Origin of the sequence: Saccharopolyspora sp. NPDC050642, assembly GCF_040654735.1 — a bacterium.
GTDB lineage: Bacteria > Actinomycetota > Actinomycetes > Mycobacteriales > Pseudonocardiaceae > Saccharopolyspora > Saccharopolyspora elongata.
The window spans coordinates 139,982-164,338 of the sequence record NZ_JBFAIN010000012.1; the positions used below are offsets into that span (position 1 = coordinate 139,982).

At 67.1% G+C, this 24,357-nt stretch carries 20 protein-coding genes; 13 read left to right on the forward strand and 7 right to left on the reverse strand.

The features are described 5' to 3' along the window. The first annotated feature begins 39 nt into the window (after positions 1-39). Both AB0H93_RS20625 and AB0H93_RS20630 read left to right on the forward strand, forming a co-directional pair. Positions 40-762 (forward strand): DUF6319 family protein, encoded by a 723-nt coding sequence (locus AB0H93_RS20625; RefSeq protein WP_358574542.1) that lies wholly within the window; start codon positions 40-42, stop codon positions 760-762. Positions 763-873: 111 nt separating this feature from the next. Continuing rightward, positions 874-2,286: an MFS transporter gene (locus tag AB0H93_RS20630; protein ID WP_358574543.1), complete on the forward strand. Its 1,413-nt coding sequence runs from the start codon at positions 874-876 to the stop codon at positions 2,284-2,286. Positions 2,287-2,433: 147 nt separating this feature from the next. Here the strand turns inward: AB0H93_RS20630 and AB0H93_RS20635 are convergent, their stop codons facing one another. Continuing rightward, on the reverse strand, positions 2,434-3,678 hold the full coding sequence (locus AB0H93_RS20635) for a M14 family zinc carboxypeptidase (protein WP_358574544.1): 1,245 nt from the start codon (positions 3,676-3,678) through the stop codon (positions 2,434-2,436). A 136-nt stretch (positions 3,679-3,814) separates the two neighbouring features. On the opposite strand from AB0H93_RS20635, the gene AB0H93_RS20640 reads away from it, so the two are divergent. Together AB0H93_RS20640 and AB0H93_RS20645 are read left to right on the forward strand one after the other, a co-directional pair. Continuing rightward, complete coding sequence (locus AB0H93_RS20640) at positions 3,815-4,963, forward strand: MFS transporter (RefSeq protein WP_358574545.1); 1,149 nt, start codon at positions 3,815-3,817, stop codon at positions 4,961-4,963. A 289-nt stretch (positions 4,964-5,252) separates the two neighbouring features. After that, positions 5,253-5,675 (forward strand): hypothetical protein, encoded by a 423-nt coding sequence (locus AB0H93_RS20645; RefSeq protein WP_358574546.1) that lies wholly within the window; start codon positions 5,253-5,255, stop codon positions 5,673-5,675. Here the strand turns inward: AB0H93_RS20645 and AB0H93_RS20650 are convergent. After that, complete coding sequence (locus AB0H93_RS20650; protein WP_358574547.1) at positions 5,668-6,048, reverse strand: hypothetical protein; 381 nt, start codon at positions 6,046-6,048, stop codon at positions 5,668-5,670. The genes AB0H93_RS20645 and AB0H93_RS20650 overlap by 8 nt on opposite strands. 298 nt (positions 6,049-6,346) lie before the next feature. Here AB0H93_RS20650 and AB0H93_RS20655 point away from each other — a divergent pair, with 298 nt between their 5' ends. The 8 genes from AB0H93_RS20655 (at position 6,347) to AB0H93_RS20690 (ending at position 17,778) form a co-directional block, all read left to right on the forward strand. Next, a complete protein-coding gene (locus AB0H93_RS20655) occupies positions 6,347-8,410 on the forward strand; it encodes a transglycosylase domain-containing protein (protein WP_358574630.1) in 2,064 nt (687 codons plus the stop codon). Between the two features lie 233 nt (positions 8,411-8,643). Further along, a complete protein-coding gene (locus AB0H93_RS20660) occupies positions 8,644-9,051 on the forward strand; it encodes a hypothetical protein (RefSeq protein ID WP_358574549.1) in 408 nt (135 codons plus the stop codon). 2,079 nt (positions 9,052-11,130) lie between these two features. After that, positions 11,131-13,356, forward strand: a complete 2,226-nt coding sequence (locus AB0H93_RS20665) for a hypothetical protein (protein ID WP_358574550.1) — start codon at positions 11,131-11,133, stop codon at positions 13,354-13,356. Positions 13,357-13,377: 21 nt separating this feature from the next. Further along, positions 13,378-13,614: a hypothetical protein gene (locus AB0H93_RS20670; RefSeq protein ID WP_358574551.1), complete on the forward strand. Its 237-nt coding sequence runs from the start codon at positions 13,378-13,380 to the stop codon at positions 13,612-13,614. Between the two features lie 125 nt (positions 13,615-13,739). Beyond that, positions 13,740-14,696, forward strand: coding sequence for a type II CAAX endopeptidase family protein (locus AB0H93_RS20675; protein WP_358574552.1), 957 nt, complete (start codon positions 13,740-13,742; stop codon positions 14,694-14,696). Positions 14,697-14,810: 114 nt separating this feature from the next. After that, positions 14,811-16,169 carry a serine hydrolase domain-containing protein gene (locus AB0H93_RS20680; RefSeq protein WP_358574554.1) on the forward strand — a complete coding sequence of 453 codons (1,359 nt, stop codon included), beginning with the start codon at positions 14,811-14,813 and terminating at the stop codon, positions 16,167-16,169. A gap of 167 nt (positions 16,170-16,336) precedes the next feature. Then, positions 16,337-16,771 (forward strand): alternative ribosome rescue aminoacyl-tRNA hydrolase ArfB, encoded by a 435-nt coding sequence (gene arfB / locus AB0H93_RS20685; RefSeq protein WP_358574556.1) that lies wholly within the window; start codon positions 16,337-16,339, stop codon positions 16,769-16,771. 62 nt (positions 16,772-16,833) lie between these two features. After that, complete coding sequence (locus AB0H93_RS20690; protein WP_358574557.1) at positions 16,834-17,778, forward strand: patatin-like phospholipase family protein; 945 nt, start codon at positions 16,834-16,836, stop codon at positions 17,776-17,778. Between the two features lie 65 nt (positions 17,779-17,843). On the opposite strand, the gene AB0H93_RS20695 is transcribed toward AB0H93_RS20690, so the two are convergent. From AB0H93_RS20695 to AB0H93_RS20710, 4 genes are all read right to left on the reverse strand, one after another. Next, positions 17,844-19,322, reverse strand: coding sequence for a sodium:solute symporter family protein (locus AB0H93_RS20695; RefSeq protein WP_358574558.1), 1,479 nt, complete (start codon positions 19,320-19,322; stop codon positions 17,844-17,846). Then, a complete protein-coding gene (locus AB0H93_RS20700) occupies positions 19,319-19,546 on the reverse strand; it encodes a DUF3311 domain-containing protein (protein WP_358574560.1) in 228 nt (75 codons plus the stop codon). Before AB0H93_RS20700 ends, AB0H93_RS20695 begins: the two co-directional genes overlap by 4 nt. 156 nt (positions 19,547-19,702) lie before the next feature. Then, positions 19,703-21,352 (reverse strand): amidohydrolase, encoded by a 1,650-nt coding sequence (locus tag AB0H93_RS20705; RefSeq protein ID WP_358574561.1) that lies wholly within the window; start codon positions 21,350-21,352, stop codon positions 19,703-19,705. An 86-nt stretch (positions 21,353-21,438) separates the two neighbouring features. Beyond that, a complete protein-coding gene (locus tag AB0H93_RS20710; RefSeq protein ID WP_358574563.1) occupies positions 21,439-22,101 on the reverse strand; it encodes a hypothetical protein in 663 nt (220 codons plus the stop codon). A gap of 475 nt (positions 22,102-22,576) precedes the next feature. Between AB0H93_RS20710 and AB0H93_RS20715 the strand changes: the two genes are divergently transcribed. Beyond that, positions 22,577-23,641 (forward strand): trypsin-like peptidase domain-containing protein, encoded by a 1,065-nt coding sequence (locus AB0H93_RS20715; protein ID WP_358574564.1) that lies wholly within the window; start codon positions 22,577-22,579, stop codon positions 23,639-23,641. Positions 23,642-23,699: 58 nt separating this feature from the next. Here the strand turns inward: AB0H93_RS20715 and AB0H93_RS20720 are convergent, their stop codons facing one another. Then, complete coding sequence (locus AB0H93_RS20720) at positions 23,700-24,302, reverse strand: ATP/GTP-binding protein (protein WP_132491265.1); 603 nt, start codon at positions 24,300-24,302, stop codon at positions 23,700-23,702. Positions 24,303-24,357 lie beyond the last annotated feature (55 nt).

The window sequence follows — 24,357 nt, forward strand, 5'->3', positions numbered from 1 at the left end:
ACAGCCCCGAAGGGGCTCACCCTTGAGCAAGGGGTGGCGATGTCACCGCTGTCGTCCGATGAGCTGCGCGGAATCCGCGAAGAGCTGAACGCCGGAACCACGCCGACGGTGTGGTTCACCGGCTCGGCCGTGGGCGTCCAGGAAGGCCGCTCCGGCAAGGTCGTCGCGCTCGGCGAACCGGCCGAGGGCGACTTCATCCAGGTCCGCCCGGCCGGTTCGAAGGACGTGCTGTCCTTCTCGGCCGCGGAGGTCACGAAGGTCAAACCACCCCGCAAGAAAGCGGCGCCACCCGAGCCACCGGCGAAACCCGCCGCGAAGCCACGCCCTGCCACCCCGGCTCCGGCTGCGGCGAAGCCACCGGCGGCGCAGGAGAAGCCCGCCGCTGCGGTGAAGCCTGCCGCTCCGGCGAAGCCCAAGGCAGCCGCGGCTCCGGCCGCCGCGTCGGCGAAGCCGGCTGCGGAGTCGGCGGCACGCCGCAAACCACGGCAGGCGAAGCCGATCGGCGGGGCGACGGTGACGCTGACGGCGGACCAGGACGGCCAGTGGAGCGTCGAGGTCAGCGCCGGCAAGAAGCGCGTCGTGCGCCCGACGCCCGTCGCCGCGAACGCGGTTGCGCAAGCGGCGAAGGCGCTGCACGACGACGTCGCGGCAGCGGTGGAACCGCTGATCGACGCCGCTCGCGAGCAGCAGCGCCTGCGCGTCGAGCAACTTCGCTCGGAGCTCGCCGCAGCGCAGGCGGCGCTCGACGAACTCGGGAACTGAGCCCCACTGCGCTGAGCCGGATTTCCGTGTCCGAAGCTCGCCAGCATCTGTCGTCGCGCTCCGATTCACTCATGCCAGGCATCAGGCCGGGACATGGTGAAGAGGAGCTCGATGACCGAAACGTTGTCGCGGCGGCGCGGCTCCAGCGGGCAGCTCACCGCGCTGCTGGGTGGGATGTTCCTCGGCAACGTGGACGTGGCCATCGTCAACGTGGCCGCGCCGTCGGTCCGCGATGACCTGGCCGCCTCGGGCGCCGAGCTGGAGCTGATCGTCTCCGGGTACGCGCTCAGCTTCGCGGTGCTGCTGATCACCAGCGCACGGTTGGGCGAGATGCGCGGCTACCGGCGGATTTTCCTCCTCGGTCTGGCGGTCTTCACGCTCGCGTCGCTGGGCTGCGGGCTCGCGCCAACACCCTTTCTGCTGGTGTGCGCGCGGATCGTGCAGGGCGCCGGGGCGGCGTTGATGACCTCGCAGGTGCTGACCGGAATCCAGCTGAACTTCCGGGACGACGAACGCACCCGAGCGCTGGGCTTTTACGCGGTGACCCTCGCGGGCAGCGCGGTGATCGGGCAGGTGCTCGGCGGTCTGCTGGTCTCCGCGGACCTGTTCGGCACCGGGTGGCGTCCGGTCTTCCTGATCAACGTGCCCATCGGCGCGGCCCTGTTCGTGACCGCCTGGTTCTTCCTGCCCGCGGACCAGGGACGCAGCACGGAGCGGCTGGACCTGGCAGGAGCGGCGGTCTTGGCCGCGGCGCTCGCGTTGTTCATCGGCCCGATGATCCTGGGGCGGGAGATGGGCTGGCCGATGTGGATGCAGTTGTGCTTGGCGGCCAGCCCGCCCGCGTTCGCGCTGTTCGTCGTGGTCGAACGCCGCGCCGCTCGACCACTGGTCGAGCTGGGGCTGCTGCGGCGGGCACCGGTGGCGTGGGCGATGGTCGCGCAGACCACAGTGCGGGCCACCTACTTCGCGCTGCTGTTCGTGCTGGCGCTCCACCTCCAGCAAGGGTTGGGGGAGAGCGCAACCTATTCCGGGCTGGTCCTGGTGTCCTGGGTGGCCGCCTTCGGCGTCTCGGGCCCGCTGCTCGGCAGGATGCCCGCGCGCTTGAGGAGATCGGCGGCACCGGCCGGGAATCTGCTGCTCGCCGCTGCTTTCGCTGGGATCGGCTCGGGCCGGTGGTGGGCCGCCACGGCCAACGGGCCCGTGCTGATCGTCCTGCTCGGTCTCGGCGGGCTGGGGTACGGGGCGGCGTTCAGCGCCACGCTCGACCACCTGACGAGCGTCGTCGAAACCCGCCACGCACCGGACGTGAGCGGACTGTTCAACACCACGTTGCAGATCGGTGGTGCCGTGGGCGTCGCAGCCTTCGGCGCGATCTACCTGGATCTGGCGCCGGCGAGTGGACCGGAAGCGGTGACCGCCTTCAGCACAGTCGCCTTCGCACTGGCCGCCGCGGCGCTGGCCGCAGCGGCATGTGCCCAGCTCGCGATCCGAACCACCAACCCCCGGCAACCGCCGGAAACCTGATGCGAGCATGGGAACCTTCCTGTCACCCACCAGCCGGGCAGGTGCTGTGACCAGGGGTTTTCCGGAGGCATCCGGTATCGAACGAACGGCGCTCGCCGCCGCGCAGGAACGCAGCCGGCGAGCGCCGCCAGTCGTGTGCCGGGTTCGTCAGTTCTCGATGTCGGTGGTGGCGGTCATGGTCTGCTTGCCGCGGTCGGTGGGCGGGATGCGGTCGTAGGCGGCGGGGTCGAGGTGCTCGACCTGGCCGCTGGCGACCGAAGAGAGGATCCCGTCGAGTCCGATGTAGACGGCTCGGGTCAGCATCGCTCGATGCTGCTCGCCCAGCGTCTGGGTCTGGCCGCGAACCTCGAACAGCACCGCACCGCTGCCGTTGAGCTGGAACGTGCCGAGGCCGGTGCCCGGCAGGTTGGTGTCCTGCGGGTAGAGCGTGATGTTGCCGAACTCAGGATTGCGGTTGGCCGCGGCCTGCAATGCGTTGTACGCGGCCACGTTGAGCTGCTTGGAGTACTCAGGCCGGAAGGTGTCGGCGAACTCGGCGTACGCGGCGCCCTCCGGGGTGGCGGGGTCGGCGACGAACTTGCCGGACAGGCTCAAGGTCACGAACCGGTCGGTACCCGGAACCGTGTAGCAGGCGCCCTGGTGGTGCAGGTCGATGTAGGTGTCGACCGCGCCGAACTCGGCCTGCAGCGAGCGGTAGACGTCGCGCACCGCCTGCGTCTCCGGGCTGATGAACCAGCCCGGCCGGTCGCTGCTGCCGGGGAAGTCCTGCGGCTGCGGCTGGTAGTCGAGGTCGGGGTTGTAGTCCCGGTTGACGTCGAAGCCGGGCCGCTGCGAGTAGTCGTCGCCCTGCCGGGGCTCGGTGTAGTAGTTCCAGGACGGTGGCGCGGTCGCCAGCTGCGGGAAGCGCGCCTGCACCTCCTGCCACGTCATGTCGTTGCCGCGGCGATCGAGCGCGGCTCCGTCCGGGTTGATCTTCGGCATCGCGACCACGGTCAGCTGCTCGCGGATCTGCTTGGCCCGGCTGGAATCCGAGGTGCCCAGGAAGTCGAGCAGGTCCAGCACCGCATCCGGCCCGGTCTTCTCGTTGCCGTGGATCTCGGCGGTGACGAGCACGACCTTCGGGCCGGTACCGACGCGCGCGAGGAGCATCTCGCGGCCCCGGTTGGATTCGCCGACGGTTTCCACCGCGACGCGACCCGCGCTCACCCGCTCGATCCGGTCGAGCTCGACGAGGACCTCGTCGTAGCTGGTGAACTCGCTGATCGGGTTCTCCCGGGGCTCCTCGCTGCACGGCGGCGGGGCCGCCATCGTCAGCGGTGCGGTGGCGGCTGCGGGAACGAACGCCGATCCCGCGACCACGGCCGCCAGTGCCAGTGCTCGCATCCGATTCATGCAGAAACTCCTCGCCGTCGCAGTGACGGCCCAAGCCAAACTGATCTAGGCGAAAGCCACAATCGGCCATGAGTGCGCATCTCGGACTTCTTGGACCGGATGGACAAAGCATGGTCGCGGGGCCTATCAAGAACTCGTGCGAGTCTCGGTTGAATCCCCCGCCAAGGGCAGGACGGCGTTGCAGCACCGGTCTTTTCGGCTTCTCCTGGTAGCGACCGTCGGCGGTTTCGCCGGATATGTGCTGCTGATGCCGGTCCTCCCGCTGTGGGCGGTCGCGGGCGGTGCGGGCGAGGTCGCGGCCGGGGCGACCAACGCCGTCTTCATGCTCGTGACGGTGCTGACCCAGCTGGGCATGCCATGGCTGCTCAAGCGCATCGACCACCGAATCGCTTTCGCGCTGGGCGCGATGCTGATCGGCTTGCCCACACCGCTGTACGCGCTGTCCAGCGAGCTGTGGCTGCTGCTCGGCGTCTCCAGTTTGCGAGGAGTCGGCTTCGGCCTTCTCACCGTGACCGGCGCCGCCCTGGTGGCCGAGCTCGTGCCCGCTGCGCAACGCGGGCGGGCGGCTGGGCTCTACGGGTTGTCGATCGGGCTGCCGAACGTCCTCTTCCTGCCCGCCGGCGTGTGGCTGACGCAGACGATCGGCTTCGTCCCGCTGTTCTGGGTCGCCGGGGCACTACCGGTGGCTGCGACCGCGGCGGCGCTGGGCATGTCGCGAGTGCGGGCCAAGACGGTGGAGCGGTCCGGCACCTCGGCGTTCCCGCTGGCGCTGCTGCCGTCGTGGACCGTCATGACCACGGCCGCGATCGCAGCCGGCGGGCTCACAGCGTTCCTGCCGCTGGCCATCGCAGGATCGGTGGCCCCGGCGGCGTTGCTGGCCTTCGGCACCGCCACGATGCTCGGCCGGTGGGCCGCCGGACAGCTCGGCGACCGGCTCGGGCACAACCGGGTTCTGGTGCCCGCGGTGCTGCTGGCCGCCTTGGGCACTGGCCTGCTCGCGGTCGCGGCGTGGGGTGCGGACCCGGTGGCGCTCGTCGGCGCGGCTGCCTTCGGGGCCGGGTTCGGCGCGGTGCAGAACATCACCCTGGTCGTGATGTTCGAGCGCACGGCGTCCGGCGTGGCCAGCACCGCCTGGAACATCGCCTACGACGCCGGCCAAGGCCTCGGCTCGATCGGCTTCGGCGCCCTGGTCACGCTGTCCGGCTATCCGGTGACCTTCGCCGTCGCGGCGATCCTCATCGCCATCGGCACGCCCCTGGCCGCCTCCCACCGCCGGCGGGGTTGAGAGCAAGGGAACCTTTCTGTCACCCGTCGCTGCCCGCCGGTTGGAAAGCCGCAGCATGGGAACCTTCCTGTCACTCGCCGCGAGAGCCGACCGGTCGTGGTGACAGAAAGGTTCCCTTCCTGTCACCACGCGTAAGACCTGCGGTGTGTGCTTGGACACATCTCGTGGAATTTCAGCCGGCCGAATCGCGCTTCAGCGGATCGGCGAATCCGGCCCCGGGTGTTCGGGGCGAACAGCCCGTGACGACACCGGGCCACCCGGCCGCTCGGGACCGCCTAGAATTCGGGGTGTGTTCCGCAGCCTGTTGACCCCGCGTTGGCTGCTTCTGCACGCGCTTTTCGTCGTGGCCGCGGTCGCCACCGGCTTCCTGGCCGTGTGGCAGTGGGACCGCGCGCACGAAGCAGGGGGAAGCTTCCAGAACCTCGGCTACGCCCTGCAGTGGCCGCTGTTCGGCGTGTTCACGATCTTCCTGTGGGTCCGGCTGATGCGCATGGAAGCGCACCGGGACCGGGACGAGGCGGAGCCGGAAGCTGCGGAGACCGCGCCTCGGGAAGATGCCGCGCCGCAGGTCGAGGCCCAGTCGGCCGTGCGCCGGAAGCGGCCGCTGGTGCCGCCGCCGGCGGCGCCGGTCGGTGCCGAGGACGATCCGGAACTCGCCGCCTACAACCAGTACCTGGCCGACCTGAACAAGTCGGATCGCCGCGCTAGTTGAACGTGATGTTGCCCTCGATGGTGCGCGCCTGGATCAGGTTCTTGACCTCGCCGCGGTTCACGTTGACCACCGCGTTGTCGGAGGCCGAGATCTCCTCGTGCACCTTGGCGCCCTCGGTGCGCAGCTCCTCCGCGAACTCGGCGTCCTCCGCGCAAACCTGGTCCAGTCGTTCGGCCAGGGCCTTCACCTGCGGCTGGCCCGCCGAATCCTCTTCGGCGGCTTCGAGCGCGACCCTGGTCTCCGGATCGTTCTGAGACCTCCGGCGCAGGAGGTCGCGGACCTTCTCCAACGCCTGCTTTCCGGCGGCGCCGAGCGCGGTGGCGGCTTGCCCAGCGAGCGCGGTGGCCAGCGAATCCAGGAACGGGTCGGTCATTTCTCCTCCGCGGTGATCGACTCCGGTGGTCACCAAGTGTAGTGATCCGCGCAGGGAGCGTGGGGCTGTCGGCGGAGACTCGGCCGTTCGGTGCAACGCCGCGCGGATCGGCGGATGTGATATCAACGAATCGACTGACAGCTAGGGAGAAGCGGGCGTCGGCCGATGCCGACGGGACGCTCCCGGGCCGATCGTTGGACGAGCGGGGGCGGGCCCCAGGTGGGCCCTGCGATCGGCGGTCGAGTCGGGTGGACATTTGGTGATTGGGGCTGGCGTGCGCGGCGGCGTGCTGTTGAAGATGTTCGGGCTGTGCGTCCTGGCCGGTGTGCTGGTGGCGGCGTTGTTGCTGCCGATGGCGACCGGGGCCGGGGCGATGGTCAACCAGACGACCGACGCCATGTCGAAGATGTCGGGTTCCCTGGCGAGGCGCGACATGCCGCAGGTGTCCACCATCATGGACAAGGACGGCGAACCGATCGCGTACTTCTTCGACCAGTACCGCATCGAAACGCCGCCGGATCAGGTCTCCGACACCATGAAGGCCGCGATCACCGCGGTCGAGGACAAGCGCTTCTGGGACCACGGCGGCGTGGACTGGCACGGCACCATGCGCGCGCTGGCGACCAACGTCAGCAGCGGTGAGGCGGCGCAGGGCGCGTCCACGATCACCCAGCAGTACGTGAAGAACTACCTCGTGCACGTCGCGGCGGACTCCGAGGTGGAGGCCGAGAAGGCCAAGGAATCGACGATCGCCCGAAAGCTCCGCGAGGCGAAGATCGCCGTCGAACTCGAACACACCATGACCAAGGAGGAGATCCTCACCGGATACCTCAACGTGGTGCCGTTCGGAAACCAGACCTTCGGCGTCGGCGCGGCCGCCCAGACCTATTTCGGCACCACGTCCGACAAGCTGACCATCGCCCAGGCCGCGCTGCTCGCCGCGATCGTCAACCAGCCCGGTTCGCTGAACCCCAACAGCAACCCGCAAGACGCGATGCAGCGCCGCAACCTCGTGATCGACCTGATGGCGGACCCGAACAACAACATCCGCATCACCAAGGAGGACGCGGAGCGGGCCAAGCAGGAACCGCTCGGCGTGATGTCGCCGCTCGGCCGGCCGCCGAACGGCTGCGCCGGCGTCGGTGACGGTGCCACCGACGGCTTCTTCTGCACCTACGTCACGGATTACCTGAACCGGCTCGGCATCGACAAGGACAAGCTGAAGACCGGCGGCTACACCATCCGCACGACGCTCGACCGCAAGGCCACCGACGCGGCCAAGGCCGCCGCCGAAGCCCAGGTGCCGACCCAGACCGAGGGCATCGCCAACGCGATCGCGATGGTCGAACCCGGCAAGGAGAAGCACAAGGTTCGGGCGCTGGCAGCCAACAAGGACTTCGGGAACGACGAGAGCAAGGGCCAGACGGCTTACGACATCGTCAGCCGCGTCCAGCCGTTCGGCGCTGGGTCGATCTACAAGGTGTTCGTCGCGGGTGCCGCGATCGAGCAGGGCATGAGCATCTACGACACTGTCGACGTGCCGCCGTCCTACACGTCCCGCGTGTACAAGAACGGCACCGCGCCGTACACCGTCTCGAACGCCGACGGCGTGCAGCCGGGGCCGAGGACCCTGCAGATGGCTTTGGCCACGTCCCCGAACACGTCGTTCGTTGCGTTGCAGGAGAAGGTCGGGCTCAACAACTCCGTGGACATGGCCACGCGCCTGGGGCTGCGCAACGGCATGACCGGGGTCAACGCCAGCGGCCAGACGCTGAAGGAGGACGGTTCGAACGGCCCGTCCCAGGCCGACACCATCAAGCGGGGCAACCGCGGTGCTTTCACCCTCGGCTACACCCCCACGAGCGTGCTGGAACTGTCCAATGTCGCGGCGACGATCATGAGCGACGGCGTCTACTGCCCGCCGACGCCGATCGAAGAGATCAAGGACCGGCACGGCAACCCGGTACAGCTCAACGAACCCGGCTGTGAGCAGGTCGTCCCACCGGCTGTTGCTCATGCCCTGGCGCAGGGCATGAGCAAGGACGACACCGACGGCACGTCTCGCCAGGCAGCGCAGGCCGTCGGCTGGAACCGGCCCATGATCGGCAAGACCGGAACGACCCAGATGCACCAGTCCGCGGGGTTCATGGCGGCAACCCCGCAGATGGCCGGGGCTGTGCTGACCTACGCCTACGGCAAGAAGCCGCAAGGCATCTGCGACAGCAACAGCGACTCGCCTCCGTACCTGTGCGGTAGTGGCGGGAACATCTACGGTGGCAAGGTGCCGGCCCGGACCTGGTTCGCCGCGATGACCAAGGTCCACGAAGGCCTGCCACCGGCGGCGCTGCCCAACTGGCCCTGACGCCGTTCAGGCCTGAAGCCCGTGCTCACACCGTGAGCACGGGCTTTTTCATGCCGTGGAAACTGGTATTTACATGCGAAAGGAAAAATTGTCCGCAAGGGTACCGCCATCGGCGTTCTCCTTCTGGAAAATTGCGTGACATTGGTTACGTGGTATCCAAAATGGGCGCCTTGCTATATTTGGCTCGAATGTGGCTCTGGGGCTCTTTGGATTCTGCTGAAGGATTGTGCTGCATGCTGACTTCGTTCAGAAAAATGGGAATTCGCGCACTGGTTATCATGCTTGCCGTATTGGGCTGCATGGGTGCAACGCTTGGAACGGCCAATGCTGCGGGAATAACCTGCCGGGACATCGGAAACGGTTTGCTGTGCTCGAACCGGATCGGTTATCGCCAGTTCGACGTCTGGTATGACAAGCGGGCCGGGGATTCGGTCGACGTCGTACTCGGGTGGCGGAACATGGACGGCGGAGTCGAATACCACAACGAGTGGTTCACGCTCCGCCCCGGGCAGCGTGCCTTCCATTCGTTCCCCGGTGGGCCCGGTGCGAACTGGTGCGCCTACGCGAATCTGTTCTCCCGGCCTACCAGTGCTCCCGGCGCGACGCCGCAGAACTTCGTCGGCGCACTAGATTGCCCGTGAGTTCCTCTTCTTGCCGCTGACCGAAACAAGCTCGGTCAGCGGCAAGAACTCGCGCATCCTGTTTCACTCCGCTGCGATCAGCAGATTTCGGCTCATGTTCGATCTGCGGTCCGGCGGAGTTCTTCGTGCTGCGTAAAAAATCGGAATGGAGTTGGGGAGTGTTCCGAAGACGGATCTGCGCAGGAGTGCTTGCCGTGATGTTGTCGGCCGTGCTGATGCCGGCGACGCAGGCCTTTTCTTCTCCACCAGGTGTCGCCGAGGCGGCGCCTGCAGGGCAACAGGGTGTCGACAGACCGGAGCCGCCTCCGCAAGTGGCTCCGGAGAAGCGCGACGACCTGCTATCCGAACGATGGCGTTCCTCCGCGGACATCGCGTGGGCAACGTCCGGCGACGCATTCGGATTCCACGTCCTGGTGGCCGAAGCTCGCACCGGATACAGCTGGCGGACGGCAGCAACCCTGTCGGAACCCGGTGTCGCCGCCGACCAGTGGATCGGCAACGCCTGCCTGGCCAACTCGGGCGACCGACTCGCCGTGGCGTACGCGCCGCGCACCTTCACCGACGATGCCGTGCTCTCCGGGCGCGGCGCATTCACCGCGGTCGTCGACCTCATCGACGGCTCTGTGGTGAAGCTCCCGATGCGGAGCAGCATCGCGCACTTCAACCCCGGTTGCGGCGCCGACGATCGCGCCGTCTTCACCCAGGAAGGCCACGAGGACAAGGGGCTCACTCGGCTGGTCGAGGTCGACGTAGCGCGCGGTGCGGTCGCCGATGCGATCGTCACAGCAGGTCAGGTGGCCTCGGCTGTGCCGACGTCGCGCGGCATCCTCGCCGCCAACGGTTCCCGGGTGATAAGCGTTTCCCCGTCCGGGCACCAGGAGGTTCAGGCCGACGTGGCCGGGACCCCGTTCGAACTGCACCCGGATGCAGACGGTGGTCTGGTCTTCCTGGAACGCTCCGGAGACCGTGTGACCGTGCAGCGGCTCCACGATGACGAGATTCGCGGCCTGGCGACCGGAAAGCTTTCCCACCTGCGGATTTCCGCCGGAGCACGCGGACAGGTTTTCATCACCGGCGAGGGCGGAGCGACTGGAGACCTGCCGCGTTCGGTCCGGAAACTCGACGTTCCGGCTCGCGCTCGACCGTCCACTTCGGGCGAACTGGTGCTCACGGACGTCGGGCCGCGGAAGGACGCCGAGGGGCGCACCGCTGCGCCGTTCCCAGCGGAATCGGCCGAGCCGATCGAGATCGCCGCCGAGGTGCTGGAGACCGGCGCTCGGCTCGACTTCGGCGTGGTGCCGGAATCCGATCGCGGCCCGGATGGAAGCGAGCCTTCTCCCGGACTCGACCTGACCGAAGTGGACAGCGGCGTGCAGAGCGCAGCGGACCCGACCGACCCCGACCGCAGTTGCGCGGTGGTGCGCAACGATCCGCGAACGCAGGTTTACCAGCCCACCAAGCGCCAGGTGGAGTGGGCGGCCAACCAGGCGGTGCAGCACAACCTGTTCCCGCCGCGGCCGGCCAACTGGAAGCAGTCGGGACTGCCGGCGTGGACGCCGCAAGCGATGTTCCCGCCCGTCCCGCTGGAAGGCGGTGGCGAGGTTCCGGCGCAGATCATGCTCGGCGTGCTCACCCAGGAATCGAACATGGCGCAGGCCAGCTGGCACGCCCTGCCCGGTGTGACCGGCAATCCGCTGATCGGCAACTACTACGGGACCGAGGTCTACGACGAGAACCCGGGCAACGACTGGGACGTCGACTTCGCCGAGGCCGACTGCGGCTACGGCATGGCGCAGGTCACCGACCACATGCGCCGGGCGGGCCACGAACGGCCGGGAGACCTCCCGGCGTGGCCGGCCGACAAGCAGCGCGCGGTCGCGCTGGACTACGCCACGAACCTGGCTGCCGGGCTGCAGATCCTGCAGCAGAAGTGGAACGCCACGCGTTCGGCGGGGATGGTCGTCAACAACGGCGACCCCTCGAAGATCGAGAACTGGTTCTACGCCCTGTGGGCCTACAACAGCGGCTTCTACCCGCAGGGCAGCGACCCGAGCGGCCAATGGGGTGTGGGCCAACCCGGTGAATCCCCGCTATCCCGTCGACCGGAATCCGTTCCTGGAGTTCACCTACCACGACGCGTCGCATCCGCAGGACTGGCCGTACCCGGAGAAGGTGATCGGCTGGGCCGGGCATCCGCTGGCCGACGCGGACGGCGCCGGATACCGGGCCGCGTGGTGGAACGACGGACCCGCACCCGGCGCGGAGAACCGCGAGACGGCGAAGCCACCGGTGGATCTGTTCTGCGACGCGCGCAACTCGTGCGACCCCGCCGCCGCCGAAGCATGCCTGCGCGCGGACTTCAAGTGCTGGTTCCACTGGCCGGCGACCTGGAAGGCGGACTGCGGCTACAGCTGCGGCAACGAATTCATCAGGTTCGACACCACCTACCCGGAACAGCCCGACGGCAACAAGTATCCGCCCGCCTGCGATCTCGACGGGCTGCCGCCCAACGCACTGATCGTCGATGACGTGCCGGATTCGGTGCCGCCGGTGCGGACCACGGACCGCCACGGCAACAAATGCGTCCGCCCGCACACCAACAGCGGCACGTTCGACCTGAACTTCGCCACCGACGCACAGGGGCGCTATCCGTCCAAGGTGGACTTCCACCAGATCGGCGGCGGGTTCGGCGGGCACTTCTGGTTCGCCCACACCCGCCAGCCCGGCGCGTGGGGCGGCAAGATGGACGTCACCGGAACCTGGACGCTGGACCGGCCGCACACCGGGCCGATGAAGATCATGGTCGCGCTGCCGGACCACGGGGCGCACACCAACCTGGCCGATTACCGGGTGAATGCTCGGCCGGGCGAGCGGTCCCGGGTGACGAAGCAACCCGGCGAGGGCAACCGCTGGGTGTCCATCGGGGCCTACATGTTCGACAACGTCGTTCCGCGGGTGACACTGAGCTCGGTGACGCCCGACGGCACGGGCGATGAGGACATCGCCTTCGACGCGGTGGCGTTCATCCCGATCCAAGGCGAGTACCGCGAGGAATCGGTCGAGGCGGTCGCGGTGTTCGACGAGGACCAGAACATCGACACCGCGGCGCCGGGCGCCTGGCTCGCCGGGCCGTTGGCCGGGCGGCAAGCGCTGCACGACTGGGCGATCGAACGGTCGAATGCGATCCTGGCGCAGCCCGGTCTGCCGAGCAACGTCGCGCGAGCGGTGCGGGCCTGGCAGGACGAGGTCCGACTGTCCGGCGTCGACCCGGTGAACCATCCCGACGGGCACAGCATCGCCCGCTGGATCCACTTCGCCAACTCCTACCTGGACCGGCCGGGCAGCGACCAGCGGCCGGCCAGCTTCGACGACGACGCCCGGTACAAGATCCGAACCAAGGCGACGGTGTCGTTCGTGGTCGACGGCGGCAAGCAGGTCATTCCCGGATCGGAATCGGTCGTCTACTCGCACCGAACGGCGGACACCCACCTGCCGCCGTTCGTGCTCGACGTCATCCGCGCGATCAACGCCGATTACGGGGTGCCCGAGCCCGACCTGACCTATCGGATGCAGAACCTCAACGAGCACAACAGCGCCTGGACGACGGCGAACCCGATGCGGGACGGAATCCTGCCCGGCGGGGTCTACGGGTCCGGTGGAACGGCACCGCAGCTGGTCGACGTGGCGGGGAAGCCGACCGCTGGGGCGGCCGCGTGCGTGCGCGCCACCACATCGGCGGGTGGAACCATCGGCTACCGGCAGATGCTGGCGGAGCCCGGCCCGGCGGCCGCGATGCAGCAGTACACCGTCCGGGTTCGCGGCGATGCCCGAATTGCACCGAGCGTCGGCGTCCTGATCGAGGACATCCGCAAGATGTTCTTTGCCCGGGATGGCCTGAACGGAGCCGATACATCGCTGTTCGCCGTGGCGCCGCCGATCTGGCAAGAGCTCCGCTTCGACGCGTGCGCCGATGGGACGGTCCGGAAAGTCGATCCCTATTCGCCGATATTGCGGGCGAGCCTGATGCCCGACCAATACCTCTACCACAACAACGCGGCCATCAGCCGCGACGGCGTTCGCACGGGGAGCAACGGTCCGGTTCTGAAGGGAGATTTCTTCCGCTTCAGCAACACTTCCTTGGCGTCATCGGAAACACCCTGGGGACAATGCCAACCGACTAATACCGATCGACTCGGTAACCCATGGGCCATCAACCTCGATGTCTTATTGATACCAAAAGACTATGAGTTCAGGAGATTCTGTTCGGATGGGACGCTCAATCCAGACCCCGCGCACAGCTGGTGATCCATGATCATTCCCGCTCTCGTGCTCGTCATCGGGGTGGGGGCGCTCTCCGTGGGGGTGGCGCTGGCTCCGTTGAAGCGCGTGGTCACGAGGATCGTGTTCCTCGCCGTCCACATATCAGTGTCGATCACGCTGTTCGTCTGGCTCCTACCTCTCGGCGGAGGATGGGCTTCGTACACGCTCCTCGGCATCGCTCTGGGGCCTGGTTCGGTCGTGAGCGCGATCCGCATCCTGCGGGCGATCGTCCGAAAGGAGTGAGGTCGATGAGCTGTCGCGTGTGATCCGTCACCGACAATGTGCGCAAGGGGCTCCCGTCGTTTCGTGCGACGGGAGCCCCCTTGCCTGGAGCCCGGCTCTCAGCGAGGTTTTGGCAAACTGGCGAAGTGAGCACTGACCAGGACCGAGTGGACGTCCGCGGCGTTGTCAGTTTCGTCGCAATCGCCTATTTGCCGGCGTGGCTGCTGACCCTGCCGCTCTGGTTGACCGGTGAAGGACTGTCGTGGAGTTGGGCGCCCCTCGTCCTCTTCCTCATGATGTTCATGCCGGCGGTTGCGGCATTGGTGGTCACCAAGTGGATCAGCCCGCGGCCGAAGGTGCTTCGAGGGCTGGGGATCACCAACCCCGGCGGCATCAAGAAGTGGTGGCCCTACGCGCTGATCGCCTGGCTGGGGTCGCCGCTGGTGGCGACCCTCGCGCTGATGGTGGGCTACCTGCTCGGGGTGTACCAGGCCGACTGGACTGGTTTCTCCGGGCTGGCCGAGCAGTTCGGCGGCACTGTGGTGGGCGCGGAGCCGGAGACGTCGCCCGGGATGCTCGCGCTCACGCAGATCGCCGCGGTCTTCGGGCTGGGCTGGCTGCAGGTCATCCCCGCGCTCGGTGAAGAACTGGGCTGGCGGGGCTACCTCACCCAGGCGCTGCTGCCCCTCGGGCAGCCCGGCGCGTTCCTGACGACCGGCGTGCTGTGGGGCCTGTGGCACGCGCCGGTCCTGATCCTCGGCTACAACTACCCGACGCTGCCGATCGTGGTGGCGTTCATCATGATGGTGTGCTTCTGCACCCTGGTGGGAACGCTGCTGGGCTGGCTCAGGCTCGCGTCGCGCAGCGTCTGGCCGGCGGTCATCGCGCACGGATTCCTCAACGCGGCGGCCGGTTTGGGCATGGTCTTCAGCATGGCCGGGCACCCGGTCGACAACGCGTCGACGGGGCTCCTGGGGTGGAGCGGATGGATCGTGCTCGCTCTGCTCATCCTGGTGCTCGTCATGCTCGGGAAGCTCCCGGTGCGGTTCCCGGTGGAGGCGACCGGGATCTCCCGAGGAGTCAACCGCCGCACCCGCCGCTGACGGGTTTCGGTGCGAGCATGGGAACCTTCCTGTCACTCGCGCCTGAGCCGCACGCCGGTCGCGCGACTCCGAATGCTTCAACACCGCTTTTCACAGGGGTGGAAGCATGGGGGAATGACGAGTCTGCTGCCCTCCACCCAGCGAGCCCTCCTGCGTCGCCTGGCCGTGGAGCAGAGTGAAAACCGTGTTCCCTCGCTGATCGCGGGTCTGATCCGCGACGGCGAGACGATCTGGGTCGACAGCCGTGGGCAGGTCGGCGGCCGGGCCTCCACAACGGACACCCAGTACCGGGTCGGTTCGATCACGAAGACCTTCGTCGCCGTGCTCGTGATGCGCTTGCGCGACGAAGGCCGCCTCGACCTCGCCGACAAGCTCGACGACTACATCCCGGGCACCTCGATCAGCAAGCGGAGCATCGGTGAAATCCTTTCGCAATCAAGCGGCTTGACTGCGGAACCCGCCGGGCAGTGGTGGGAGCGAACCCCAGGCGGCAGCGCCGAGGAACTCGTGGCCAGCATCGACGAATCCGCGCTGCGCCCGACGCCTCGCCACGGCTTCCACTACTCCAATGTCGGTTTCGGTGTGCTGGGGGAGCTGGTGTCCCGGCTGCGCGGAGCCCCTTGGGGTGAGGTGCTGCAGCGCGAGATCCTTGAGCCGCTCGAGATGAAGCGCACCACGCTCAGCCCGGTCGCGCCGCACGCGGAGGGATTCGCAGTGCACCCGTGGGCGGACGTGGTGCTTCCCGAGCCCGCCGAGGACGCGGGAGCAATGGCCCCTGCTGGCCAGCTTTGGTCGACCTTCGACGACATGGCTCGGTGGGCGCGTTTCGTGATCGGCGACAGCGGCGAGGTGCTGCACCCGGACACCGTCGCCGAGATGCGATCGCCGGCGTCGGTCGACGACGGGGCCGAATGGCGAGGCGGTTACGGGCTCGGGCTGCAGCTGCTGCGGCATGGCGGACGTCGGCTCGCCGGTCATTCAGGATCGATGCCCGGATTCCTGGCATCCGTCTGGGCAGACCCCGCCGAGAACACCGGGGTGATCTTCATGGCCAACACCACGGCGGGCGTCACGGGGCTGTTCGCGACCGACCTGCTGGACCTGCTCGCGAAGCACGAGCCCCGGATCCCGGCCCCGTGGGAACCCCGCGGCGACGCGGACCTGCGGCTGCTGGAGCTCACCGGCCAGTGGTACTGGGGGCCGACGCCCTACGTGTTGCGGGTGCGCCGCGACGGTCTGCTCGACCTCTCGCCGTGGCAGGGGCGCGGGCGGGCATCCCGATTCCGCGCCAACCCGGATGGCACCTGGACCGGGCTGGATGGCTACTACTCGGGCGAAATCCTGCGCGTGGGGCGCAACGACGACGGTGTGCCCACCCACCTCGACCTGAACACGTTCATCTTCACCCGCACCCCATACGCCCCCGACGCCCCGGTGCCCGGCGGTGTGGCCGGCTGGCGCCCGGCCCAGTAACCCCGCGGCTGGCGTTGAAAGCATGGGAACCTTTCTGTCAGAGCGGTGACAGGAAGGTTCCCATGCTTCGGCCTTCGATCTGCCAGCTCGAATGGGAGCCTGGGCGTTCTGGCAGGCGAGATGCAGCCGTAGGACCGGCCAAAACAGCGTGAGGCATGCTGACTGGTATGCCCGCAGACTTGCCCGTCACCCGCCGCTGGACGATCCCTGCGCTCGAGCTCTCGGAGCGCTTTTCGCGGTCCTCCGGTCCTGGAGGGCAGGGCGTCAACACAACGGACTCGCGGGTCGAACTGTCCTTCGACCTCGCGCGCTCGACGTCGCTCCCAGAACCTCTGCGGCAACGTGCGGTGGAACGCCTCGCCCACCGACTCGTCGACGGCGTGCTCACGATCGCAGCCTCCGAGAATCGCGCGCAGCTCGCCAACCGCCAGGCCGCTCGGGAACGGATGGCCAGGCTGCTCGCCGAGGCAGTTACCCCGCCTGCCCCGAAGCGTCGGCCCACCAAACCGACCAAGGGTTCGCAGCAACGTCGTCTCGCTGGTAAGAAGCGGCGTGCGGAGGTAAAACGGCAGCGCCGTCGAGGTGATCCCGGCGACGCCTGACGTGTGCTGCGAGTGTGCGCGGCTAGCCTCGGAAGAAGACGACCGCAGAAGGGACATTGCTGATGCGCACGGCATGGGTCTTGCCGGGTGGCTCCACCTTCGGGGCGATCCAGGCTGGCCTGGTTACGGCATTGTTCGAGGCCGGTATCGAACCCGACCTGCTCGTCGGGACCTCTGCAGGCTCGCTGAACGCGGCATGGCTCGCCGGCGACCCAACACCGCGCGGGGCGGCGAAGCTCCGCGAGCTGTGGGTGTCGATGCGGCGCACAGATGTCTTCCCGATCCAGCCCAGCCGGATACTCGCAGGGAAGATCGGGCTGTCGAACCACGTCATGGGAAATCACGGGCTGGCGCGCTGGCTGCACAACAACCTGCCGTTCCGCCGGTTGGAAGAAGCGCAGATCCCGGTGACCGTGACCGCAACGGATCTGGACTCCGGTGATCCGGTGTACTTCGAGAGCGGCCCTGCACTTCCTCCGCTGGTGGCTTCGTGCTCGATTCCTGGCATGTTCCCGCCGGTGAAGGTAGGAGACCGCTGGCTGGTGGACGGTGGCCCAGCGGCGTTCATGCCGATCAGCCGCGCCGTCGAGCGCGGGGCGGAGCGCGTTTACGTGCTCCCGTGCGGAGGCACCGAGCCTTTCGAGTTCAGCCAGCGCAGGCGGGGGATCGGTTCGATCGCGACCTGGCCGCCGCCGAAGACACCACCACGGTCGGTCGGCGGAGTGAACGGTGCGGCGCTCGGCGCGGCGATGGTGTCCGCGGCACGGCTCGACCTGCAGTTGAACGCGACGCGCTGTGAGCTCTACGTCGTGCCAGCCCCGTCGGTGGCCGGTCTCTCGCCGTATTCCTTCGCGCACGCCGAGGCCCTGATCAACGCTTCATGGGAGATCGCCAAGAAGTGGTGCCCAACGGCCAAGCCGGTGCCGTCCGGCCCCGTAGACATCGGCGGCAACCCGATCGCAAGCGGCCGGTTCGGGGTCTCCGAATCCGCACCCAACACCAACTGACCAGACGCTGAAAGCATGGGAACTTTCCTGCCACGGTGACAGGAAAGTTCCCATGCTTTCGTTGGTCAGGCCCGAACCGGGGCTTCTTCGGGCAGCTCGTCCACGGCGAGTCGCTCCGGCGGTGTGGTTGCGGGGCGGGCGAGCGTCACAGCGACGTTGACCAGGACGTTCGCGGCGAGTCCGAGCAGACCAGCGTTGATGCCGAGCCACGGGTCGTTTCCAGTGAGGACGAGCAATGCGACGACGACCACCCCGGCAGCGAGCCCGGAGGCGGCCGCCGCGGTCGACATGCGCTTCCAAAGCAAGCTGATGAGTACCACCGGCAGGAGTTGCGCGAGTCCTTGATACGAGAGGACCGACAATTGCACCAGGGTGCTCGGTGAAATGAACGTGAACAGCAGCGCCACCAACCCGACGATGAACGTGACCAGCTGAGACAGCTGCTTCTGGTGCGGCGCTGTTCGGGGATGCACGCCCAGGACGGACCGTCCCCACATCGTGCCGATCACGAGCATGAAGACGGCCATCGGAACGATCGACGACAACGCGCCGGCGACCCCGACGAGCCCGACAAGCCAAGCGGGCATCGAGTCGACGACGAGCTTGAACATCGCCAGATTGGAGTCGTCGAGCCCTGGGACGACGAACACCGCGGCCAAGCCCAGGAGGATCGGAACGAACAGCAACACCTGGTAGAAGGGCATGATGAGGGCGTTGCGGCGTAGTACGCCCGGATTCTTGGCGCCCAGGTAACCGGCCACAGTGGTCGGAAAGATCGTGTAGACGACACCGTTGAGCAGCCCCGTTGTGGCGAACCACAGCATGCCCAGTGACTCCTTGCCGTGGCCCGGCAGCACGAGCCATTCGGGGCGTTCCGAAACGAGCCGATCAAGCATCGGGCCGAGGCCACCGAAGTAGTGCACCGGCACGTAGATGAAAACGACAAGCAGCGTGATGATCACCAGGCTGTCCTTGAGGATGGACACCCAGGCGCTGCCGCGCAGGCCGGAGAAGATGATGAATGCCTCGGTCACCACGAACGCGATGATGTATCCGGCTCCCAGGCCGATCGTGCCGTAGCTGATCGTCGAAACGACGACACCCATTCCTGTGATCTGGAGTTGGATGTACGGCAGCAGGAACACCGTGGTGAGGATCGCCACCGCGGCCCCGAACCACGGCGAGTTGAAGCGGTACGCGGTGATGTCGGTGATGTTGTGGAGATTGTTGCGGTGGGCGTAGTTCCACAGGATCGGCCCGACGACGTATCCGACGGCGAAGCCGATCGCGAGATAAGCCAGCAGGTAGAAAACCGGCATCCCGTAGCTGTAGGACCAGCCGGCGGCGCCGAGGTAGCTGAAGCTCGTGTACGTTTCGCCCGCCATGAGCACGAAGATCAGTACGACACCGAGGCTTCGGCCACCAACCGACCACTCGGCGAGGTTCGTGCGATCGCGGCCACGCAGCGAAAGCAGGCCCAGGCCGACCGCGGCGAGCATGAACAAGGCGAAGATGCCCACCGACACTGCGGCATTGGTGCTCATTCGCCATCACCTCGCGTACGCTGCCGGTCGCTTCGCCACAGCGGATCCTTGCGGGCAGCAAGCCAGATGCACGCCGGTGTCAGCAAAGTCGCGATCAGCGTCCAGAACATGAAGAACGGCAGCCCCAGAACAACCGGTTCGATCCGGTTGTAAAGCGGAAGCGCTAGCAAGTAGAGCACGACGGGACCCAACAGCCACCACAGTGACTTTCGTTTCTTGAGCACATATCCCTCCGGCCGTTGAATCCGACTCAGCGAGGGAACCTTCGAGGCGTGGGTGACAGGAAGGTTCCCATGCTCTCTCCAATCAGGACATGGCGCTGCGCCCGGCTATGGCGTCGCGTTCGTTGTTGGTCGTAGCCCAGGCCGTCGCTTCGGGAGTCATGACGGATCCTCCCTGTCGCGCCAGACCGCCTGGCCGCCGACCCACGTTTCGTGGATGTGGACATCTGGCAAGTGCTTCGGATCCACCTCAAGGGGATCGTCGGACAGCACGACGAAGTCCGCCAGGTTGCCGACCTCGAGGCGCCCCTTGAACGAGGCCTCACCAGCGGCGTGAGCCGAACCGGTGGTGTAGATCGCGAGGGCTTCCCGCGCGCTGATCTGCTGTGACGCTCCAAGGACTCGTCCAGCAGTTCGCCCGGCTGTGGAGAGCCGTGTGACGCAGCTGGCAAGTCCGAGCAAGGGCTCGAAGGGCCCGCACGGGAAGTCGCTCGAGCCGGCCACAGCGACACCCGCATCCAGCATGCTGCGGTGCGCGAACATCCGCTCCAACCGGTCCGCGCCGTAGTAGTCGAGGAGCTTGTCGCCGTGGAACGCCACATAGCTGCCGAACGGAACCGCGATGGCATCCAGGGCTTTCATCCGGGCCAGGATCTCCGCATCCACCATGCTGCAGTGTTCGATCCGGTGCGCGGTCTTGATTGTCGGGTGTGCCGCCCGTGCCTGTTCGAGGGCGTTGAGAACGAGCTTGATCGCCCGGTCGCCGTTGGCGTGGATCGCAAGCCGCGAACCTGCTGCGTGCACGCGGAACGCCAGCTCGTTGAGCTCATCGGTACCCAGCGTTTGGATACCGTGATCATTGGTGCCTTCGAAAGGCTCATCGACCAGGCAGGTGCCACCGGCGACAGCACCGTCCGCGAATGCCTTGACACCTCCGATCCGGAGCCAGTTGTCGCCGAAACCAGTGCGCAGCCCGGCAGCGTGGAACGTGTCGACATGCCGGTAGGTGAGTAGCGCGTTGACCCTCGTCGTGAGCTCGCCGCGCTGATGAGCCTCCTGCAACAGCGACAACTCGGTCGGGCCGACCATCGCGTCGCCGACGCTCGTGATCCCAGCGGCGTTCAGCGCCCGGAGAGTGCTTTTCAACTGCGCTAATGCCGCTTCGAGGTCCTGGTCGGGCAGTACCGGGCGCCCTCGTGACAGCGACGGGTACGCCAGGTCGAACAACGCCTGTTCGTGTACTACCCCGGTGAGGTGACCTGCAGCGTCCTTGGTGAGCTCGCCGCCGGGTGGCGGGACGCTGTCGTCGGACAGCCCCGCTGTGGCGAGGCCAGCCGAGTTCAGCACACCCCAGTGCGCGCCGATGTTGATCAAAAGCACCGGGTGGGCATCGGTGACCTCGTCGAGATCCGACCGAGTCAGGGGCGTGCCGCCGGACGACCGCCCGTGGTCGTAGCGCGTCCCGAGCAGCCACTGTCCGGGAGGTGTGTCGCGAGCGCGGGTCCTGAGCATCTCAAGAAGATCCGCCCGAGAACTGGCCGCGGACATATCGACGCCCCGCTGGTTCGCAGCAGTCATGGTCGGATGCTGGTGGGCGTCGTTGAAGCCAGGAACGATCGTTGCGTCCCCGAAGTCGACGACGTCGGCTCCGGGCATGCGGCGGCGCAGGTCACCGAGGTCACCGACATCGACGACCCACTCGCCCTGGATCGCCAGAGCAGGACGAGCCGTGTTCACGTACGGCTCGTCGGCCATGGTGACGATCCGGCGGGCAGTGACCAGAACCGGTGGTTGTCCAGCGCTCGCCACAGCACCTCCCACGACAGCGGTCGATGCCTGGCATGCTGCCTCGGAAACCCGTCGAGCACCAGCCCCAAAGCCAACGTCGTGGATCTTCAGGCCGCCTCCCGCTCGTGATGACCCGCTGGCGGTGCAGCACGCGACGGAAATCCTGGGAACGGCGTGGTCGTGCCCCTGAATGCGCGGAGAATCGCACGCGGTACCGCTGTTCCTCGCCTGCTGCCGAGCTCCATCTCGATGATCAGGTCTTCCAACCTGCAGCGGTTCCTGCGCTGCATCGCCTCAACCAGGAGGGCTTCGGTCACTGCCCAGGTCTGCCAAGTGCGGGCGCCATCCATGACGGCACGCACCGGTGGTGCGACCGGAATGCCGTCGACGAGAACGGGTTTCGGTAGACGGGTGGTCCGTTCGAAGTTCGTTCCGGGATAGCTCTGGATCTTCCGGCTGTGCGGGATCAGGACGTGAATGTCCGCATCTTCCGGAGGAGTTTCCAGCCCGAGGAGGCGAGCGGCTTGGAGGCCGGTGATCATGGCGCCGGGCCCGGCACGCAACAGTGCTGCGTTGATGCGATCTTTGACCGTCGGCGGTCCCGGCACGACGAGTAGAACACCGGGAGCGAGCCGCATCCAAGGACCGCCGGGGCGGGCCCGGCGATAGGACGTCGACTGCGAGACTCCGAGCTTCTCCAGTTCGACGACGCGGAATACCCGCCGACCGGTGGACGGCATGACTGAGTTCGTGGTGATCGTTGTACGCATGCGGAGCACTATCCCGGGCGTCGAGGCCGGGGCATTTGATTTTGTCCACCTTCGGCCCCGTGTCGGGCTGGACCATTCCACCGCACGCTTCCACGCCTCGAGCATGGGAACTTTCCTGTCATCCGGTGAATGGAAAGTTCCCATGCTTCCCATTCCACCGCTCGGCCGCTGGGGGGAATTCCGACGAAGTCAACAGCTCGCGCCAAGGTAGTTCTCAGCTTCGCGCGGCACGGTTGACGGCATGACAGCAGCTGGTTCCGGCGGATCGCCGGAGTACGGAGATGGCACGCAACACACGCCGGGGCCGGAAACCGCTCCCACTGCATCATTCGGCCCTGCGTCCGGACCGCTGCCGGGCGCAGCGAGCACCTACCCGGCCAATCCTCGAACAGGTGAGTCACGGCGTTGGAAAGGCGTGGTCGCGGCCGCGCTGATCGCTGGAGTGGTCGGAGGGGGTGTGGGAGTCGGTGGTGGGATGCTCCTTGCTGACGGCGGAGGCACCAACTCCGCGATCACGCAGCACGATCCTGTCACCGGCACCCAGATCAACGCCCAGGCCGGCACCGTGCAGTTCGCGGCGGGCAAGGCGTCATCGAGCACAGTGGACATCACCGTTCGCGGAGCCCGAAGCGGTTCGGAAGGAACCGGCGTGGTGCTCACCCCGGACGGCTATGTGCTGACCAACAACCACGTGGTCGGCTCAGGCGGCGAGATCACAGTCACCCTGCCCGATGGGACAACGCGGACCGCGAGCGTTGTGGGCACTTCGCCCTCCTACGACCTGGCAGTGATCAAATTAAACGGCGCCAGCGGGCTCACACCTGCGGAGCTCGGCAAATCCTCGACGCTGGCGGTCGGGCAGTCCGTCGTCGCCATCGGCTCCCCGCTGGGGCTGGAAGGAACGGTGACCTCAGGCATCGTCAGCGCCCTGAACCGAACTGTCGATGTGCAGGGGGAGAACGGTCGGCCCGTCATCTACAACGGTATTCAGACCGATGCTTCGATCAACTCAGGTAACTCGGGTGGTCCGCTGGTGAACCTGGACGGCCAGGTGATCGGCATCAACACCAGCATCGTGTCCAACAGCAAGGCGTCAGGAAACATCGGATTGGGATTCGCGATCCCGATCGACACGGCAAGCCGCGTCGCGAACGAGCTCATCAGCGGTGGGGTGGCGACGAAGCCTCAACTCGGTGTCACCGGCACCAACGGCCAGTCGGGCGCGGCGACCATCAGTTCCGTCGTTCCCGGTTCTGCCGCGGACAAGGCGGGGCTCAAAGAGGGGGAGACGATCGTCAAGGTCGGCAACCGGGCTGTCAGCAGTTTCTCGGACCTGGTGGCCCAGATCAGCTCCAACGCACCTGGCTCGAAGATCAACCTCACGGTGGCGGACTCCGCCGGTGGCAACCAGCGGCAGGTCGAGGTGACCTTGGGCAGCGAACAGGACAAGGCCGCCGAAACAGTCGACGATTCGTTGTTCGAGCAGCAGAACCCCAACCCCTACACCTCGCCGGACGGTGGGCTGCAGGGCGACAGGTAGGCGTGCGGAAGGGGACTTTCGTGCCGGAGGTGACAGGAAGGTTCCCATGCTGCAACGGCTAAGCGGTGCGGCGAATCCACCACTGCATGGCGTACTCGACCAGCCTGATCAGCGCCTGCTTGGTGGATTCGCGGTTTCGCGCGTCGCAGGTCACGATCGGGACGTCGGGCGGAATCGCGATGGCCTCGCGCACCTCTTCGACCCGGTGGAGCAAGGTCCCGTCGAAGCAGTTGAGCCCCACGATGTAGGGCAGCCGCCGGTCTTCGAAGAAGTCGATGGCCGAGAAGCAGTCCGCGAGGCGCCGGGTGTCGACGAGCACCACGGCGCCGATCGCACCCCGGACCAGGTCGTCCCACATGAACCAGAAGCGCTGCTGGCCGGGGGTGCCGAACAGGTAGAGGATCAGATCCGAATCCAGCGAAAGCCGGCCGAAGTCCATGGCGACCGTCGTTGTGTTCTTGTTCGGGGTCGCATGCAGGTCGTCGATGCCCTTGCTGGCCTCGGTCATCACGGCTTCGGTGGTCAGCGGCACGATCTCCGACACCGAACCCACGAATGTCGTTTTGCCGACTCCGAAGCCACCCGCGACGACGATTTTCGCCGAGGTCGCGGTCGTGGACCGACCGGTGTGCACAGGTCGGGGTCGCGTTTCAGGAGTCATGTCTGCCCACCTCAGTTATCGAGTCAAGCTGGCGTCTTGCGGTTTGCGCGCACCT

Excerpts from the sequence above, each read along its gene's own strand:
- AB0H93_RS20625 (WP_358574542.1), top strand. The coding sequence starts at position 40 with ATGTCACCGCTGTCGTCCGATGAGCTGCGCGGAATCCGCGAAGAGCTG.
- AB0H93_RS20630 (WP_358574543.1), top strand. The coding sequence starts at position 874 with ATGACCGAAACGTTGTCGCGGCGGCGCGGCTCCAGCGGGCAGCTCACC.
- AB0H93_RS20635 (WP_358574544.1), bottom strand. The coding sequence starts at position 3,678 with ATGAATCGGATGCGAGCACTGGCACTGGCGGCCGTGGTCGCGGGATCG.
- AB0H93_RS20650 (WP_358574547.1), bottom strand. The coding sequence starts at position 6,048 with ATGACCGACCCGTTCCTGGATTCGCTGGCCACCGCGCTCGCTGGGCAA.
- AB0H93_RS20655 (WP_358574630.1), top strand. The coding sequence starts at position 6,347 with ATGTTCGGGCTGTGCGTCCTGGCCGGTGTGCTGGTGGCGGCGTTGTTG.
- AB0H93_RS20660 (WP_358574549.1), top strand. The coding sequence starts at position 8,644 with ATGCTGACTTCGTTCAGAAAAATGGGAATTCGCGCACTGGTTATCATG.
- AB0H93_RS20680 (WP_358574554.1), top strand. The coding sequence starts at position 14,811 with ATGACGAGTCTGCTGCCCTCCACCCAGCGAGCCCTCCTGCGTCGCCTG.
- arfB (WP_358574556.1), top strand. The coding sequence starts at position 16,337 with ATGCCCGCAGACTTGCCCGTCACCCGCCGCTGGACGATCCCTGCGCTC.
- AB0H93_RS20690 (WP_358574557.1), top strand. The coding sequence starts at position 16,834 with ATGCGCACGGCATGGGTCTTGCCGGGTGGCTCCACCTTCGGGGCGATC.
- AB0H93_RS20695 (WP_358574558.1), bottom strand. The coding sequence starts at position 19,322 with ATGAGCACCAATGCCGCAGTGTCGGTGGGCATCTTCGCCTTGTTCATG.
- AB0H93_RS20710 (WP_358574563.1), bottom strand. The coding sequence starts at position 22,101 with ATGCGTACAACGATCACCACGAACTCAGTCATGCCGTCCACCGGTCGG.
- AB0H93_RS20715 (WP_358574564.1), top strand. The coding sequence starts at position 22,577 with ATGCTCCTTGCTGACGGCGGAGGCACCAACTCCGCGATCACGCAGCAC.
- AB0H93_RS20720 (WP_132491265.1), bottom strand. The coding sequence starts at position 24,302 with ATGACTCCTGAAACGCGACCCCGACCTGTGCACACCGGTCGGTCCACG.